This is a genomic window from Nocardia jiangxiensis NBRC 101359 (assembly GCF_000308615.1).
Taxonomy (GTDB): domain Bacteria; phylum Actinomycetota; class Actinomycetes; order Mycobacteriales; family Mycobacteriaceae; genus Nocardia; species Nocardia jiangxiensis.
In genome coordinates, this window is sequence record NZ_BAGB01000075.1 from 48,597 (window position 1) to 68,229 (window position 19,633).

General features: G+C 68.6%; 2 protein-coding genes (1 of these 2 running past the window's edge). One reads left to right on the plus strand and one right to left on the minus strand.

Annotated features, from left to right (window positions below):
• Positions 1 to 19,187, minus strand: the 5' portion of a protein-coding gene (locus ON40_RS32175) for a C2 family cysteine protease (protein WP_157186498.1). Its footprint begins 16,045 nt before the window's first position; only the first 19,187 of its 35,232 coding nucleotides appear in the window; it begins with the start codon at positions 19,185 to 19,187; its stop codon lies beyond the left edge, outside the window.
• Between the two features lie 87 nt (positions 19,188 to 19,274).
• On the opposite strand from ON40_RS32175, the gene ON40_RS52245 reads away from it, so the two are divergent.
• Positions 19,275 to 19,529, plus strand: coding sequence for a hypothetical protein (locus ON40_RS52245; protein ID WP_157186499.1), 255 nt, complete (start codon positions 19,275 to 19,277; stop codon positions 19,527 to 19,529).
• The last annotated feature ends 104 nt before the right edge of the window (positions 19,530 to 19,633 follow it).

Genomic DNA, 19,633 nt, shown 5'->3' on the forward strand with positions numbered 1-19,633 from the left:
GGCCGGTTGTCGTGTCCGAGCCGCTCGAAGCCTGCGTCGAGGGAAAGCCCCTGCCGCCGCAGCCAATCCAGGTAGAAGTCGTTGATCTCCGGGCGCGGCAGATAATGCCCGCTGCGATCGCTGAGCAACGTCAGTGTGCCATCGCGCGCCCCTATCTCACCGGCGGCGGTGACGGTGCGCCCGCCGAGGAACGAGGAATGATGCAGCACACCGGCTTCCGCAGGCGCGGCATACAGGTTGCCGAATTCGTCCGCTACGAAGATCGCTCGGCCGGGAGCCGGGCCGTGCTCGTAGGTGATCCGGGTGGTGTCGAAGGCGCGGCCGTCCGAGGCGCGGAACAAACGCCCGCCCGGCCCGATGAACAGGCGGTACTGTTCGAGTTCCTCGGCGTCCAGGTACCGGACCGCGGTGTCGAGTGAGCTCTCGGGCAGCCGTTCCAACTGCCGGGCGTTCGCGACGGGATCCAGCGTGGCGTGCACGGTCATCGGCCGGGTCTCGCCGAGATGCTGCTTCTCCAGCGTCGCGCCGCCGAGCAGCGGGGTCTGCGGCGAGGCCAGGACGCGATCCAGCGGCGCGGGGATCCGATCGCGCGGCACCACCCGGGCCGAGGAGGCGACGAGTTCGGACCGGCTCGGATCCGACGCAGTGGTGAACAACCCGCCGACCTCGGTCACGCCGATCTCGTAGGCACCCTCGGCCGTGCGCCGCACGAAGACCGCCTGCGCCTGCGGCGTCCCGAGCATCGGGATCACCTGCCCGTCCGGGCGCACACTCATCACGTTCTTGTGCAAGGCTTCCGCGGCCAGTCGCAGCGGCGCATCCGCGACGTCGGCATCGGTCGTCTTGCCGAACGCGGATGGTTTCGCCGCCAGCAGCCGGCGCGAACGCGTCATCCAGTCGTCGAAATCCTGCCGTCGCTGCTGCTCGCGCTGCCACTCGTCGGCGCCGATCCCGCCCTGATTCCGCTCCTGGTCGATCTCCTGGCGGCGACGAGTCTCGCGCAGCTCGGAACTGTCCAGATGCAGGCTCACATCCATCCGGACGAACCGCGCCGACGGCAGCCCCACGATCCGCGCCATGGTGGTGAACACCGCGTCCTCGCCGTCGGGCACCGGCTCCCAGCGCGGCGGCATGCGCAGGGGTGCGGATGTAGCGGGCTCGAATTCGCGCACGGCAACGGGATCGTGCGAGGTGGCCGAAGCCGGTTGAGTGGCAGCAGGTCCCGGCGTGGCGCCGATCCGGGGCTCCGGACTCTGTTCGGTCGGTTGGTTCTCGGTCGCCGGGCCCGACTCTGCGGCGGTCGGGTCGACCGGGTGCGGGGGGAGGACCGTGGCTTCGAGGACGACGCGGCCGGTGTCCGGGTCCGCGATGGCGGAGTTGATGACGTAGCTGGTGTCCCGAGGGAGCATGAGTTCGGCGACTCCGGGCATACCGCCGTGTTCGCCGATCCACCGGCCGTGGGTTCCCACCGGCAAGGTGAGGCGGAGTTCGTACTCCCACGGCCGCCCGTCCGGCATGGCGACCAGGTTGCGGCCGACCGAGGTGGACAGGTATCCGGGCTCGCGTTGCGCGGCGCCCACGAGCAGGTGGAATTCCCGGTCACCCAGGCGAATTCCGTCCCGGTCGAGCATGAACTCGACGTCGTGCAGACCGCGCACGACCCGCAGCGGTTCGGTGAGCGGCAGCGGCCGCCGGGTGGCCTGATCGAGCAGGTCGGCGTAGTGGGCGAGGGTCTCGGGGGTTCGCGGCAGGCCGAGGTAGCGCTGGTAGAAGGAATCGGCCCAGCCGACTTCGGTGTGGTCGGAAAGCATTCGGTCCAGCAGCCGATCAGGTGCCGGATGCTCGAGGATTCCGCCCACCAACTCCAGGATCGCCGCCGCGGCCGTCGGATCCGGGACCACTTCCCGCAACGCCGCCGCGCCGCGGCGATGAATCGACGCCAGTGTGCCCACCGAGAGATTGCCCGGCCCGGTCAGTTCGGTCAGCAGTTCTACCGTACCGCTGTGTCGCTCGGCTCGATCCAGAGTCGCGGCGACACGGTCGAGCCCCGACCGGAGGAAGGAATTGATCTCCGAGTGCTCGAAGTAGGCCCAGATCGCGTGCCGCTGGGCAGGATCGAGCTCGTGCCAGCGATCCAGGACCGCGCTGCCGAAGCGCAGACCCTCCTCGTCGGTGTCGAATACCCGGATGCCGTTCGCATCGAGATGCCCTGCGCCGTCCTCGATCCCGGCCGGGACACTCGGCCGTGGCGCGAACTCCGGGCCGGGGGCGAACGCCGCCGGATCGTTCAGCCGATCCGCGTCGAGCGTGAACGCGCCACCATCCGACGCCATCGCCACCCGCATACCCGCCGGATTCTCGATCGACCCGTACAGCATGGCGAATTCACCGGAATCGCTGTACCGGACCAGTTTTCGAGGCTCGTCCGGTGGAATCACGATCAGGTTGAGTCGCAGGTCCTCCGCGACGAACGGCAACATCAGGTTCATCATGTGATCACCGGAGAACTCCGGCGCACGCAGATCAGCGATGAGGTGGCGCAGTTCGTCGTGCAGATAGCGTTCGAACCGCTGCACGAACTGCTGCCGCCGGGCCGCCTCGGCCTCGCGCTGTGCGGGTGTACCCTCCCCCTGCGCGATCCGAGCGTCCACGGCACGTTGGCGAGCCATCTCGGACCGGTTGATCTCCATCGAGCGAGGACTCAGAAACTTCCCGACATAGCTGTCGAAGCTCTGCTCGATCCGGTCCGCGAACGCCGCGCGCAGCTCCCGCGCGGAGGACTGCCCTTGCATTCGGGACAGTGCCTCGAACAGGTGATCCTGGTTGTCCGGCAACAACTCCCATCTCGGACCGGGGGTATCGGCCGAGGCGGGCAGATCCCGAGGCACGGAGGATTCCTCGGCGGCAGTCTCCGGCGGCCGGGTGAACCCGGTGTGCGAGGAGTCCCTCAGCGCCTCGGGCTGTTGCGCGGCGAGGTGTTCCGGACCGTACAGACCATGCGCACCCGTGTCGACCGGGCCGTCGATATCCATGGCATCGGCAGCCGGCAGGGCGGCGGACCGGCCGTCCATGCCGATGCGCGGTCCGGCACCGGCGACGGCCGTGGGCGGCTCCACCCGCGCGTGCAGGACGGTGACTCCGTCGGGATCGCGCTCCACACCGACGATCCGGTAGTTCGTGCCGCGCGGCAGAACGAGTTCCTGCTGCCCCGGATAGACGCCGTCGTCGCCGATGTAGGCGCCGCGCGCGCCCGGCGGCACGATCAGGTCCATCCGGTACGTGGCCAGGGGGTCACCGGCGCGCACCGACGTGGACATGAAGCCGAGTTCGTGCTGCGGGACGTTGATGATGCTGCCGTGCTCGTCGGTGGCGAGGAAGTCGATATCGTCGAGGAGGCGCACGAGGCGTACCGGCTCGGTCAACGGAAGCAGGTGCGCGGTCGCCTCGTCGAGTTCGGCGATCTGGTGGCGGAGCGTGTGGGCCCCGAAGGCCCGGCCGAAATACTCCAGGTGGTTCTGCGAGACTTCCCGGAAAAGCTCTGCGTCCCTGTCGATCTGCTCCAATCGAGCCTGCGGTCGCGGATCTTCCAGGACGGTGTTCAGCGCGCGCAGCGCCGCGATGTCGTCGGTCGACCGGGGCCCCTGTTCGAACAACTCCGCGCGCCGAGCGAACAACCTCGACACGTCCGGCACGATGCCGTAAGGCCCGGACAGCGCCTGCCAGATCTCGCTGCTCTCCCGCAGCCGATCGACCCAGGCGTCGATTTCGGCATCCGATCCGAAATTCCGCAGCACACTGTTGACCAGGAACGATTCCTCGTAGGCCCGCAGCGCCGCGCGCTGGGACTCGGGCAGTCGATCCCAGATGCGCAACCGCTCGCGGGCGAATGCCGCACCCGCCTCGTCGGTGTGGAAGCGGCGGATGCCGTCAGAATCGACATGTCCGAGCGAGTGCGCGGGGTCGGTCGCCGGATCGTCGGGGTTCGGGACCGCATGGGCCGGATGGCCGTCGGGTGTGTACAGCACGGCGCTGGTGGCCACGAGATCGCGGCGGGGTATCGGCGGAAACGCGTGCGCCACATCGAATCCGGGATCGATGACCTTGATCGCGCCGTTCTCGTTGACCAGCAGGTAGGCGTGCGCCCCGATCCCGGCGGCGTCCGTGGTGTGGTAGTCGTCCACGACCAGTGCGAGGTGGCCGTGGCCGAGCGTCAGCAGCTGATTCGCGATGGCCGCGTGATCACCGAACGGCTGCAGCCAGGCCCCGGCCGCATGTTCGATCTGCGCCCGGGTGATGCCGTCGAGCCCCAGGGGAACCGTGATGAGCCGAGCGATCGGGCTGTCGGTGCGGCGGCGCAGCTCGGCGATGGTGAGCGGACCGCACAGGTTGTTGTGCCCCACGGACGAAGGGCCGGGAAGGTCACCGAGGGCGCGCGAGGCTGCCGGGGCGGCCACGTGCGATGAGCTGTCACCAGTGAGCCCGCGGCCCGGGCCGATGCGTGTTCCGTCGAGCCGGTGGGATGGGCCGGTGCGAGCGCTCGATTCGGTCGCATGCGAGCTACTGCCGTCGGATCTCCCCGAGGTGGCTCGACCGGAACGGCCTCTACCCGAGCGGTTCTGGCTGTAGCGCCCGCCGAAGACCGGCAACGCCGCATCGCGCCGACCCCGCCCGGTGCGATCACCCGGTGGGAGAGTGCCCGCCGCGTCGCTCTCGTCTGCCTGTGCGGCAGCGGCGATATCGGCCGGGCCGTAGAAGCCGTGCGCACCCGCGCCGCTCATGCCGATGGCCTTGAACTTCGGCAGGTGCGCCAGATCGACCGCGACGACGCCGCCCCGGCGCGGGATGGTCATATCCGGCGGGTCGGTGCGGAGCGAATCCGGGGACCATTGCGGGGCGCCCGGCCGTTTGATCCATCTGCCGCCGTTCTTGTCGGTCAGGAATTCGGTGCGGTCGGGGGCGCGGCGGATCCGGCTGCCGTCGGGGAATGCCATGTGCTGTACGCGATCCCGGGTCTGCGCGAAGCGAACCCCGGTGGGTGCGATGGCGTAGACGGTCCCGTCCGGATCGCGCCGGTACTGGCCGCCGTCCGGGCGCAGGCCGTACTCGGTGTAGGTGCCGTCGGGCCGTCCCGACTCGTCCAGCACGGGCACCCGGCGATACCGGTTGCCCGCGGCGTCGGGGGTGTACTGCGTGCCGCGCGGGTCGAGCCGGTACTCGATCCCGGCGACCGGGGTCCGATAGACCCGGTTGGCGTCCCACGGCTGGTGATCCCACGGATTCTCCACCAGCACGCGCGCCGGCTCGCCGGACTCGTCGTATTCGACCGCGTGCACGGCGTAGACGTGGTTGCCCGCCAAACCCGGTACCGCGGTGCGATTTTCGGTCCCCGGACCGAAAGTGTGCGTGGTGAGTGTCACCGTGGTGCCGCGTTGCAGCGCCCACTCGATCCGCCGCCCGATGGCCTGCTTGGCGACCGCGAAATCGTTCGACAACCGGCGATGCGCGGGCCCGCCGGTGCGCAGTTCACTGAAATACGCTGCCAGGGCGGCCTTTTCGGCTTCCCATCTACCCGGAAAACGCCGGTCGAGATCGGCGCGGAATCCCTCGGGCGTACCGGGATCGCCGGTGCGCGTGAACTCCTGCCACGCGAGGTCCCTGGCGACCTTGTCCTGCCCGTGCGTGGTCTCGAGGTTGTGCCAGGTGGTGCTGCGCAGCTCGGAACGTTCCCGCCGCCACTGGTCGTAGGTCTCGGCGAGTTCCCGGGCGAACTCGATATCCGCCTTGGGCAACAACTTTCGCGGCGTCCCGGGCGGCACACCGGCGCGCATGCGCCGCTGCACCAGATCGTGCAGCGTATCGGCGTCGAACCCGAGCGGGTGCAGGTAGGCCGAATCATCGACGCTGCGGACCGGTTGTCGCAGGTTGCTGCCGGGCGCCTGGTACGATCCGGCGCCCAGGCGCGCGTCCACCTCGGCCGGACGTCCGGCGATCGTATCGAGGGCGTGGTAGCCGTTGCCGTTGCCGAACCGCCTCGCGAATGCCTTCTCGATCAGGCTGACCCACAACGGTTCTCCGGGCTCGTGGCCGACGAAATGTCCCCTGCCGTCGGTCTCGTAGATCTCCGAGGTGACCGGAACCCATTCGTGCGCGCCGTCCACCAGGAACCGGATGCTGACCACGCCGTTGCCGTGGTCGTGCACCATATCGGTGATCGATCGCGGGTTGTGCTCCGCTCGATGTTTGAGCACGGCCAGCAGCGCGCAGTCACCGAGCGCGCCCTGACGAACGTCCTGCGCGCGCGGACCGCCCACCGCGAAGACCGGATCGCCACGTCGATCGACCAGATCCGGCAGCTTCGGCAGCACACTGCGCGGAGCGGTCACCGCGACCGACCCGGATTCACCGGGCAGTTCGATCCACCGCCGCGCACCCGTCCCGGGCCGCGCCGCGATCGGCTCGTCGTACGGCGCCCGGAGCACGGTCGGCTGCCCGTGCGCATCGACGCCGAGGAATCGAACCTCTCCCCCGGTCTCGGACATATCGATGTCCCAGCTCAACCGGCCCGAATCGCCGCCGGGCCGGTCCGGTTCGAAGCTGAAGTCCTCGACCAGGGCGGCCGGGATCACCCGGTGCCGTCCGTTCGGCCGCGCGATCCGGTAGGCCCAGGATCCGTCCTCCTGCTGAATCTTTCGCGCCTGCACCATGTCGTCGGTGGGCAGCCGGTGTACGCGGCCGTCGCCGTCGACCAGCGTGATGACGTCCTCGTCGCGGTCGGTGAAGGTGAACACGTCGTCGTCGACGGGGGCCGACGGGCGCTCGAGCGTGACGGGCACGGGAAGGACCGGCAGCAGTTCCTCGCGCTGCTCGGGGGTGAGATCGTCCAGGTTGTCGAACCGGGTGTCCGGGCGCACGGGTGCGGGGCCGTCGTCGTGTTGCTGATCGACGGGAGTCGTGACCTGTTCGGGGACAACACGTTCGATCTCTCCCAGCAGGGCCGCACCGAAGTAGGTCTCGCCGTCCTCGGGCTCGAATGCCGGTGTCGCGGTGCGGGCCGGGTTGTTCCCCTCGACCGGTCGGGTGTCGGATGTGGTTGCGGTCGACCGATTCTCGGAGGCGTCCGATACCTGGGCGACGGTTCCGTCGGGGCGGCTGAGCGCGAGCGTCGCCGCACCGCGCAAGGGCAGCAGGCCCGCCGGTGGTCCGGGAGCGCGGGCGGTGGGGGCCAGCCCCGACCCATCCTGCGGTATCGCTGTGGCAGTCCGATTCGATCCGGAGCCCTCCACCGCGACAGGACCGGAATCGATGTGGGGCGCGGTGGCTTTCGCGAGCGAGTCGGGCGCGTGCAGCTCGATCATGAACGGCGCGGCGGCATTCGGACCCGAGCGACGGGCATCGCCGAACGCGGTGATCGTCGCGGCCAACCGGTTCGGGCCGCGACCGGAGAACAACGCCGTCGGCGACCACGACCAGGTCCGCGGGCTCTGCCCGGCGGCCGGGTCGACGGTCAGGATCGTCGCGCTGTTCGATTGCGCACCAACGTGTTCCGTGTGCGCCAGCGCCGCCTCGGTCACGGCGTGCGTCATCGCGCCGACCGAGGCGTCGGCGGGGACGTGCCAGTGCACCGAAGCCGCGCTGTCGACGTCACCGAATGCGATGGTCGCGGCCGCACGCCACCCCTGCGGATCCTGATCGAAGGACAGCAGGTGCACCGGGGCCGCGCCGGTCCGGGATGCGGTGAGCGCCGCCTCGAGCTCCGCGGTGTACACATCGGCGAGGGCGGTCTTCAGGTTGTGCAACCGACGCTGGATGTCCGGCGTGCGGTCGGAGCCGCTCCCCAGCCGCGCTATCTCGAGCTGAAGATGCCTGCGGTTCAAAGTATTGCGCACCGCGGCGGGAATGCCCTCACCATTGCGCAGACCGGGGAAATCGGTGAGCAGACCGGATTGGTAGGCCGGTGCGAGATGCTCGAAGTGCAGTCCGTCCCACCAGCTACGGCCGTGCTCGCTCCACCAGCTCGCCAGATTGCGCGACGACCGCTCGGCGGCATCCAGTTCCGGCGGGGCCTGCGGGGGCCTGATCCGATCCTCCGGCGCCGTGGGCGAGGGATGCGCGAAGAGTTGACTACGCAGATCCGGCTGCACCACGCCCCCGTCGAGTCCGGCTCGCCAGCGGTCGATTTCGGCCTGCCGCTGGTTCAGCGCCGCACGCGCGGCCTGTACGCCCGCACGCACCGTGGGCTCATCCGCACCGTCCGATGCGGCCAGGGCGGTCTCCTTGCCGGTGAGCGCCGCCGCGGCCGCATCGAGCTGAATCTGCCGCCGCACGATCTCCTCGCGTTGCCGGTCCAATTCGCCGAACCGTTCACGGAGCTGGTTCTCGTGATCGAGCCGCTGGAAGTCGTAGCCGACGTGCAGGCCCTGATGTCGCAGCACGTCCAGGGCGTAGTCGTTGATCTCCGCGCGGGGCAGATAGTGCCCGCTGCGGTCGCCCATCGCGATCAGCCGACCGGCCCGCACGGCCATCTCACCGGCCGCGGTGACGCTGCGCCCGCCCAGGAACGACGAATGGTGCAGCACACCGGGTTTCAGATTTCCGGCGTACAGGTTGCCGAATTCGTCCATCACGAATATCGCTCGGCCCCTGGGGCTTTCGATCGTGGTGTCCAGCGGCATGCCGTCGCTGACGCGGAACAGCAACCCGTTCGGCCCGACGAATACCCGGTACCCTTCGAGTTCCTCGGGGGTCATGTGCTTGACCGGCGTGTGGAAGGCGAGTTCGGGGAGCTCGGGGAGCGTTCTCGCGTCCGGGATCGCCTCGAAGCTGGATTTCGTCGCGATCGGCCGGATTTCACCCGCGTACCGCTTGTCCAGCGCCGCACCGTCGAGCAGCGGCGTCTGCGGCGATGCCAGCACCCGGGTCAGCGGTGGCGGGATGCGATCCTCCGGTATCGCCGGGCCGGGACGAGTACCGCGAGCGGGCGGCGCGGCCGATTCGACCGGTCCCACGAACAGATTGCCCGCCGCCGTGGTACCGATCTCGTACCGCCCGTCGGAGGTGCGGCGCAGGAACACATCCGGCTGCCCCTCGAAAATGCCCGTCCGGAACCGCCGCCCGTCCGGATGCAGACCGACCACGTTCATCCCGAGGGCGTACGCGGCGAGCACCAAAGGCGCATCCACCGACTCCGGATCGGTCGCGGTCGCATGTGCGCCGGGGTCGGCCGCCATGATCGCGCGGGAGCGGGCCAGCCAGTTGACGACGGCGGGGCGGCCCTGCGGATTGACGCGTTCGAACTCGTCCAGGCTCTGGTCGATCTTGGCGCGCACGGCCGCGGCGTCCGGCAGATTCATCACCCTGGCGATGGCCGCGAACAGCGGATCCGCGGTGTCGCGCACCGGTTCCCAGTGCGTCGGCTCCGAGAGTCGCGGCGCGGCCGGGACGGTGCGGCTCCCGGAGCCGCGCGGCATCCGCCGCGTCTCGGCGGGCCGGTCCGGCCGATGGTCGCCGTACACGCCGACGGCCCCGGCGCCGCTCATCCCGAGGACCGAGAACTTCGCCAGCTGCGCGAGGTGGACCGCGATGATGCCGCCTCGGGTGGGCGTCGCCATGTTCCGCGGATCCTTGCGGTTCGGATCGTCCGACCAGTCCTCGTCCCCGGGACGCTTCACCTTCTTGACCCGCTCGGGATCGGTCCAGTACTCGGTCCCGAAGGGTGTGCGCCAACGCAGCGTGCCGTCCGGCTCCTCTCGGTACATCGTCCCGTCCAGGCTCCGGAACATCCGGATGCCGTCCGGGGCGATGCGGTACTCGGTGTAGGCGACCTGTTCGAGGTCGTCCGGATCCGGATGGGGATCGCGGCGATATCGGGTGCCGTCCTCGAGCGTGCCGTACTGGGTACCGTCGGCGGCCTCGCGGTGCCGGGTGCCGCCCGGCGGGATCGGGGTCTCCGGTTCCGGGTCGAGGCGATATTCCAGGCCCTGCACCGGGGCCAGGTAGTCGTTGTTGTCGTCCAGCGGGTTGTCCACCAGGATCCGGATCAGGTCGCCGGCGGCATTGCGCTCGACTCCCAGGACGGTGTAGTTGTGCTCGCCGATCAGGCCCGGCACCGCCTCGCCCTCGAAATCCTCGGGCAGGTCCTCGTACCTGGTGACACCCAGCGTCACCGCGGTACCGCGGCGCAGTGCGAATTCGATCTGATGCGCGACCGCCCTGGCGGCGGGAGCGGCGGAGCCCGGCAGCACCCGATCTCTGGGCTGCCCGGTGTACACATGGGTGAAATACTGTGTCAGAGCCTCCTTTTCCGCATCCCACCGATGCGGCTGTCCCGGGTGGTGCTCGTCCAGGTGATCGGCCAGGGCCCGGTCCAGATAGGCGCGGAATCCGGCCGGAGTGCGCGAATCCTTGTTTTCCCGGAAGTCCTTGCGCACGGCGTCCCTGGCGTCCCGGTCGCGCCGATCGATCCGCCGCAGGTCCCGGTTCAGCTCGGAGTACAGGGCACGACGATCGCGCCGCCACTTGCCGAAGGTGTCGGCCACCTGGCGGGAGAACTCGATGTCGACCGGACCGTCGTGATCCTCGGCGAGATTGGCCTCCACGAGCTCGTGCAGCGTATCGATGTCGAATCGCAACGGGTGCAGGTAATCCACGTCGTCCACGGCGCGAACAGGTTGGCGCACAGCACTGTTCGCGGCCTGGAAGAAACCCCTGCTCAGATGTTCGGCCAGCACGGTGAGGTCGTGGCCGGCGCCGAAATCGTGGAAGCCGTCGCCCCGGTTGAACCGAACGGCGTACGCCTTCTCGATCATACTGGCCCACAACGGTTGTCCGGGCTTGTGCTGAACGAAGTGTCCGGTGTCGGTGCCGGCGCTGAGGTAGATCTGCTTGGTCACCCGGACCCACTCCGGCTTGCCGCGCACGACGAACCGGACGCTGACCGTGCCGTCCCCGTGGTCGTGCACGATGTCCCGGATCGCCGCGGGATCGCTCACCGCCATCGCCTTGAGATGCGAGATCAGCGTGCAGTCACCGATGTACCCCTGTGCGGTGTCCTCCGGCCTGGGGCCCTGCGGCCCGAACAGCGGATCGTCGCGTCGGTCGGCGAGCGTCGGCAACTCGTCCAGGATCGCGGTGCGCGCCCTGACCCTGACCTTCTCGGACCTGCCCGGGAATTTCACCCACCACGCCTTGTCCTCCCGGTGCCGGGGCGTCATCACCAGGGACCGCTCGAACGCCACACGCAGGACGGCCGGCCGGTCCCGGTCGTCGGTTCCGACGAACAGGACTTCGCCGTCGCCTACATCCCAGGTCAGAGTTCCGCGACTGCGGCTGCGCCGCGATCGGTCGAAGTGCATGCCACGGTCGTCGTCCAGGACGGGGATATATCGGTATTCCCCGTCCGCCGCGTGGATCTCGTAGTACTCGTGCCCGTGCCGTTCGACGATCTTCGCCTCTTCCCGGCCGGTGGGCGGCAGCCGGTGCATCTCGCCGCGGTGGTCGAAGACGACGAGGGTGTTCTCCCCCTTGGGCGCAGGGAACTCGAAGGCCACCCCGGGCTCGGGCAGCAGTTCGCGCCGCTGCCGCGAGGACAGGTTGTGCAGCAGCTCGCTCTCACGAAGTGTCGGCGGTTGGAATCCCTTGTCCGAGAAGGCGGTCCGTGGGTTCTCGGGTGCACCGTCGAGTTCGAAGGCGAGCTTGTCCAACAGGTCGGCGCCGAAGTCGACGAAACCGTCGTTCGATCGGGTCCGCGGCCGCGGCACGCTCGATCCGCCGGTGTCGAAACTCGGGCGGGTGGCTTCGGCGCGCGTATGGGTTGCGCTGCCGTCGGCGGCGGGTATGTCGCGTCGCGTTCGATCGGTCGGGTGTAGCGATGTGCCGGGTCGGTGGTCCGGTGCACCGATGCGGGTGCCGCCGGGATCGACTGTGGAGAAAGGGGATCCGGTCGTGTGGTCCGAGTCGGGTGGATCCATCTCCGGTTTGGGCCAGTCGTTCGAGGACGAGGCGGTCCTGTCGCCGAAGGCGAAGCGGGTACCGGTACCGCGGATCGACAGCAGCGCGAATTTGCTCAGATGCGTGGCATCGACGGTGAGGGTGCCACCCGGGCCGTAGGTGAGTCCGTCGATGGTCCGCGGCACATTCGGGTTGCGATCCCACGGATTCTCCAGCACGACCGCGATACCGCCGTCGTCGCCGGAACGCACATCCACCACCGAATAGGCGTGGGAGCCGACCAGACCCGGATATCTGGTGGTGTTCTCCGAATCCTGGCCGAACTGTTCGGTGGACAGCAGAATCTTGTCACCGCGACCGCGGATGAACCGCACCAGCTCGGCGAAGTGTTGCCGGGCAACGGAACTGGTCACCGGCGTCCCGGGATCGCCGATCCGGCCGAGATAATCGAGTACGGCAGCGATCTCGCTCTGCCACTGCGCCCGCTCCGCCGGATCCAGGTGGTAGTTCAGGAAATTCCGGAAGCGATCGACCGAATCCTCGCGGTTGACAGTCCAGATCGGCTCCAGCTGACCGAGCCGTTGCGCGAACGCGAACACCGAATCCGGATCGGCATCGACGCCGATCTGCTCGACGAGCAGCTCGTGCAGCGAATCGACCCCGAACCGCATCGGATGCAGGAAGGTGGCCAGGTCGATACTGCGTACCGGCTGATGTACGGCTCCGGTGTCGTCGATCTGGTACGGCGGCAGCAACTCCATCATCGCGCGCGCGGGGTAGCCGCCCTTGATCGCTTGGAAGTTGCCGCCCTGTCGCACGGCGTACGCCTTCTCGATCAGGGCCGGCCACAGCGCGCGGCTCGCGTCGTGGGCCGCGTAGATCATCCGACCCTGCGCATCGGTGTACAGATCTCGGTTGACCCGCACCCACCGCGGAGCGCCCTGAGCGGTGAAGAACCGCACGGCGACGGTGTCGTCCGGATATTCGGTGATCATGTCCCGGATCGTCTGGGGATCGTTCGCCGCCATATCCTTCAGCGGCGCGATCAGATAGCAGTCCCCGACCCGGCCCTGGGCCGCATCCCCCGGCACGGGCCCCGCGTGGCCGAATACGCCCGCGGTCGCCCGCTGTATCGTGCGGCCGAGTTGCGCCAACGCCTGCTCCGAGACCCGGGTATTCCCGTCCAGCAGCAGTTCGCCGCCGATCCCGACGTCCAGAGGTATCGCCGTTCCGCCGGGCAGATGCGTCGGGCTGTCCGTCGACATCCGCCGCAGCCCCACGAATCTGAGTGCGGCGCCCTGCGACGACCAGGCGGTCGGGGTCTGCCAGTGGTAGGCGCCGTCGCCGCCCGCTCCGAACACGGTCAGCTCACCCAGCAGATCACGGTGCACCGAATGGCTCGGGGAGTCCGGATCGTCACCGACCCACACCGTGAGCAGATCCGGGTTCCCGGGGTCCTCGATGCCGTGCAGCTCATCGCCCGGCCGCAGGCTCAGCAGCCCGCCGTCGTGGTCCACGATGGTCAACCGGTCCGTCGGTGTGGTGATCGCCGAGCCCGGCATCCGCTGGATCGGCGGCGGATGAACCGGCTCGCCGAACGACCGCACCGAAATCGTCGTGTCGGCGAGGATATCGGGGCGCAACAGCGCATATGCCTTCTGCGCCAACGCCGCCCACAGCGGTTCGCCGTCGGTGTGCGCCGCATGCATCGGCGAGCCCGACGAGTCGTGCAGCAGGCGTCGATCCACCCGCACCCAGTGCGGTCTGCCATCGATGAAGAACCGCACCCCGACCGTCCCGTCGGGGTATTCGTGGAACATGTCCACCAGTGCCTGCGGATCGCGCGACGCGATCCTGCCGAGGTTGTTCAGCAGCACCTTGTGGTCCGCCCACGTTCCCGCCCGCGCATCCGACGGCCGCGGCGTCGGCCGCGAATCCACCGTCGAGAACAGCGGACCCGTGTGCATCACCATCGCCGTGGCGGCCGCCGGCCCGCCCAGCCCCAGGGCATGCACGGCATCGGCCGGGAGCACGACTTTCGTACTCAGATTCTCGATCCGCACACCACCGGCCGCCGCGGACTCGGTCGGCAGCAGCTCGCCCGGTCCCAGCTCCGACACACCCCGGTCGTAGAACAGCAACGAAGTGACCGGCCGCCCGTACGCGTCCCGCCGCGGCGTGCCCTCCGATTCCCCACTGGGCCCGGTGGTCCAGTCGAGGTGATCGAGCAGTTCCGTGTGCAGGCGGTACAGCGTCCCGGACGGGTCCGAACTCAACCGGATCTGCGCATTCCCCCTGACGTCCCGCCCGTCCCACAGCACGCTGTCCGTGGGCCCGATCACCACTGCCCGCCCGCCGCGGCCGATCAGCACCGTGTTCCCGGTATCTCCGATCGTGTCCGCCTGCTGCACAGCCAGATTCGGCGGCACCGCCGAGGAGTACCTGGTGCGCCCGGCAGCGGGAACCGCATCCCCGGTGATCTCGGGTTCGGCTTCGAACAACCAGCGCAGCTGGTCCGCGGACTCTCCGCCCTCGAAGTATCCGGGCCCCGGACCGGCATCCTGCGGGAAGTCCTCCCGCTCGGCGGCGAAAGCTGATTCCGGCGCGTTCTCGGTAGCTACGGGTTCGGTTTCGAACAGCCAGCGCAGCTGGTTCGCGGTGGCCGCGTCTCCGTCCACGAGGTAGCCGGGCCCCGCACCGGTGTCCTCGGGGAAGTCCTCCCGCTCGTCGGAGAGCTGCACACGATCGAACAGCCGTCGCAAACGGGCACGGATCCGGGCTGTGGTTCCAGGCCGTGACGCACCGGGCATGGGGTGGCTGCCGTCGGCGGTCGCGGGAGTTTGCGCGCTACGCCACGTTCGCAGTCCCCGCGGGGCACCGATCCGGAGGTCACCGAGAGTGTGGCCGCCGGGGGTATCGCGGCCGGGAGCAATGTCCGGTCGGCCCTCGGGGGTGTAGACCGCAGCGGAGACGGAGCGAACATGTTCCGGACGATGCTCGGTGAGGGGTTGCTCGTGCCCGGTGGCCGGTTCGTACACGTAGACGGTCCCACCACGATTGTGCAGGACATACGCGTGCGCACCGATACCGTGCCGATCGGCCGTCTCGTACACGTCGACCACAGCGGCGGCCGAACCGTCCCCGAGCGCACGCAGCCGATCGCCGACCGCATCGTGGGAATCGAAGTCCCGCAACGAAGTACGAGCAGCATCCGCGAACTCCGTAGCACTCACACCGTCCAGCCCGATCCGGCGATCGATCGAGCCCATCTCCGCTCCGGTGAGTTCCGCGATCCGCCGCAGCGTCAGCGGTCCACAGGCATTCACAGGCGCGAGTTCGGGGACAGCGGTCGAGACCGGATCCCTTGCCACGGCCTGCGATCCGTCAATCGCGGTCGGCGCACGCCCGGATTCGTGGACCGTGAGGATCGACGAATCCAGGTGCGGCACGGTGGAATTCACCGCAGCCGTCGGCACGTGGAGGTGGATCTGCCGCAGAGCGACCGCATTCCCAGCTGAGCGGCGAGCGTCGGAGAATGCGGCGAGCGTCGTTGCGAGCGGACTCGGGGCGCCGGTCTGCTGTTCGGTGAACGTGTGCGACCGGTTCGGCTGCACCACAGTGCGGCCCTGGTCGCCGACCCGCAACACGGTGGCGGTGTCCGTCCCCGGATCGGACTGCGAATGCTGCTGTGCCACATCGATGATCGTGTGGTTCATCGAGAAGACGCTGGTGTTCGCCGGTGCGTGCCAGTGCACCGTATCGGCCGTATCCACGTGGCCGAACGCGATCGTCGCAGCGCCCGATCGCCCGTCGGCATTCTGGTCGAACGACAGCAGATGCACCGTGGGCGCGGCCGTACCGGAACGTTGTGCGGCGATGGCCGTTTCGAGATCGGCGGCGTGCAGATCGGCGAGAATGTTCTTCAGGGCGTGCAGTTGACGCTGCGCTCCCCAGCCGAACCAACTGCTGCCGACGAGCTCGCCGAGCCTGGCGATCTCGAGCTGGATATACCTGCGGTTCAACATATCCCGCACCTGCGCGGGAATCCCCTCACCGTTGCGCAGGCCCGGGAAATCCCGGAGCAGCCGCGACTGGAATTCCGGTGACAGATCCGCGAAATGCAGGTCGTTCCACCAGCTCTCCCCGTGTTCACGCCACCAGCTCGCGCGCTCGGGCGCCGAGAATTCGGTATCGCCGAGTCCGCGCGACTGCCCCGGCGGCTTGATGCGATCGCCGGGGTCGTGCGGTGCGGGGTGCGCGAACAGCTGACTCTGCAGGGACTTGTCGACCGCACCCGCCCCGGTGACGCGGCGCAAGCGATCCAGCTCGGTCTGCTGCCAGTCCACATCCTCGCGGGTGGCCTGCAGGGTGCCGCGCGTCACGGAGTCGCCCTGCTCCGGTGCGGAGTGCGCTGCGGCGAATGTGTTCTCCCGCTGGGTAAGTGCCTGCTTCGTCGCGTCGAGCAGAATCTGCAGCCGGGCGATCTCGGCACGCTGGCGCTCCAACTCGCCCGACCGGTCGCGTGGCTGGTCCTGGAAATCCCGGCGGGAGAAATTGGCGTCCAAGCGCAGGCCCTGGCGTCGAAGCAGATCCAGCGCGAAGTCGTTGAGCTCCGGGCGAGGCTGATAGTGCCCGCTGGCATCGCTCATCGCGCGGAGCAGACCGTCGCGCACATCGAGTTCACCGGCCGCGGTGACGATGCGCCCGCCCAGGAACGACGAATGGTGCTGGACACCGAAATCCTGGTCGCCGGCATACAGGTTGCCGAATTCGTCCATGACGAATATCGCCCGGCCGTAACTGTCGTCCTGCGCATTGTGAGCCCACGTGGTGTCGAACGGCAGACCGTCCGACGCCCGACGCAACAGGCCGTCCTCGCCCACGAACAATCGGTGCGACTCGAGTTCCTCGGGAGTCATGTGCTTGACCGGAGTGTGATAGTCGCGGCCCGGTGCCTCCTGCCGGGGTTCGGCGTCCGGAACGGCGTCGACAGCGGTCTTCGCGACGATCGGCCGGGTCTCGCCGATGTACTTGTAGAGCAGGCCGGCACCGTCGAGCAGCGGAATCGCAGGGGATGCCAGCACCCGGGTCAACGGCTGCGGGATATTCAGGGTCGCGCCCGTGCGCGCACTGAGCTCGGCGCGCTCACGTTCGGTACTCACCGCCGTGAACAGATTGCCCTCGGGGGTCACGCCGATCTCGTAGTGACCGCCGGATGTGCGGCGCACGAACACATTCGGGCTGTACAGCAGGGGCACGGTTTCGGATGTATGCCCGTCCGGGTGCGCACTGACCACGTTCATGTTGAAGACTCTGGCGGCGACTTTCAGCGGTGCGTCCGCCGTATCGGGCTCGCGCGAGTTCCGATACGCGGCGGGGTCGGTAGCCATCGTCCGGCGGGCATCGACCAGCCAGTCGAGCATGTCCTGTGACCTGCCCTGCTCGCGCGCCCACTCCGCGTCGGACATCCGTCCGTCCTGCCAGCGGCCCCGGAATTCGGCCAGGGCCTCGCTCTCGGAGCGTTCCATCTCCGACAGACGCTGGTTGATCCTGTCGCGAACCGCGGAAACGCTGGGCAGGTCCAGGATCCGGGCGACGGCCGCCATCAGCGGATCGCTGTCGTGGCGCACCGGTTCCCAGTGCGCCGGGGCCGGCGGGACCTGTGCGACCGGGCTTGCGGGCTCGTCGGCAACCGTTCGGTCCGGGACGACGAAAGGCTCGATCCGGGGTGTGGCGGCAGGCTCCACCGTGGCGTGCACGACACCGGTGTCGTTGTCGATGCCGGTGATCCGGAATTGCGTATCGCGGGCGAGCAGGAGCTGGTTCCGGCCCGGATGGCCAGCATCGGGGCCGAGGTGGATCCCACGCGTACCCGGCGGTATCACCAATTCCATCCGGTGGGCGAGGTCACCGTCGCGTACCGGGGGAGGTTCCGCACCGAGCGAGACGGTCAGATAGCCGGGGTCGTGCCGCACACTGTCGATGAGGCCCGGTCCATCGAATTCGGCCGCGCCCCCGTGCTTTCCGATCACGAAATTGCCGACAGCGTGGATCGTCCGGCGCAGTGGAAGTTCGCGCTGGGTCGCCTGATCGAGCTGCGAAATGTGCTGTTGGACCACATCCGGGTCGAACACCTCGTCGTAGCTCTTCGCCAGGAACACCGACCACGTGCGATAGAGGGCGAGGTGGTCCTGCATCTGTTTCCAGTGCGCCTCGGCGTCGTCGCGGGACAGAATCGCTTGCAGCGCCCGTTCTTTGCGCAACTCGGCATCGGTGGCGCTCTGCTTGCTCGCGATCTCGTTCGTCAGCCGGGTGAGCTGGTCGCGCAACCCATCGATATCGGGTGGCACGGTGCGCCGGGGAACCAGCAGGCGCACGAGTTCGTAGTTCTGCGCGACCTCGGTGTACCACGCCTCGACCTTGTCGAACCAGCTGCTGCCCGTCCGGTCGGCGATGGTGCGCAGCACGTCGTCGACAATCGGTTGGGCCTGATGCGCGTTCAGCGCCGTCTGCTCGTCGGGTGATAGCTCCTGCGGCAAGGCCGGCAGGTCGGCCTCGGTTTCCGCCGCCGGAGAAACCGGGACGTGCGATTCTCCGTCCGGGGCGGATGTCGTCGGAATGCCCGAATGCGGTTGCGCGGTGGAACCGATCCGTAGTTCTTCGCCGAGCGAATTGCCCGCGGTCCGGTCCGTCGCGTCGCTATCGGCACTGGGGGCCAGCGGAATCGGCCGGCCCTGAGCGGTATACAGGGCTGCTTCGACTCCGGCGACGTCCCGGAGCGGCCGGGGCGGGAAGGAGTGCTCGGCTCCGAGTCCGCGATCGACGACGGTGAAGCCGTTCCCGTTGTTGACGATCAGGTAGGTGTGCGCGCCGATTCCGTATCCGTCACGGGTGGTGTAGGTGTCGACGACGAGCGCCGTGGCGCCGGGACCGTGCTGTGCCAGGGCGCTGGTGACAGCGTCGTGAGTGGTGAAGGGGCGCAGAGTGTTTCCCGCGGCCTCTTCCAGCGCGGAGCGGGGAATGCCGGTCGGGCTGCCAGGAAGGGCGAGGGGGCGCACGACGGTGCTGTTGGTGCGGGCGATCAGCTCGTCGATGGTGAGCTGTGCACAGATGTTGATATCGGGTGTGGCGAGGGAGCGTGTGCCGTCCGTGAAGAACACCGATGACGTACTGCCGTCGGACGTCCGGACGGTGTCGCCGTCCGGACGGGTGATCGTGGGATCGGTTTCGCTGCTGCGCATTTCGGTGTGACCGTGACCGTGATCGGAGAGGTTCTCCGGTGCGGTGCGGTGCGCGTTGTCAGGCGATTGCGCGAGAGATGTTGTGTCGTGCCGTGTTTCGAGCGGATCATCGGCCTGGCGACCGTCGGTCTCGTCGTGCGACGTGACCGCTGCCGGGTTCGTGTTCTGGTTCGGAAGTGCTCGGCCGGACTGTGGTCCGCGGGCGGCGAACGGGTTGTGGACGTTCGCGTCATCGAGATGCGCGGCGCCCGCCCGAGGCTGCGGCACGGCCCCTTCGTCGGAGAGATCGTCGCGGAAGAGGTCGTCGAAGGACGCGTAGTCCAGGCGTTCGCGGGAATCTGAACCTTGTTGTCGTGGTGGTGGTGTCGTGGGTTGCCCGTCGATGGATTCGATCTCGGGTGGTGCGTGTGCGGAATATGTGGGTGCGCGTCGGGAATTGACCAGCT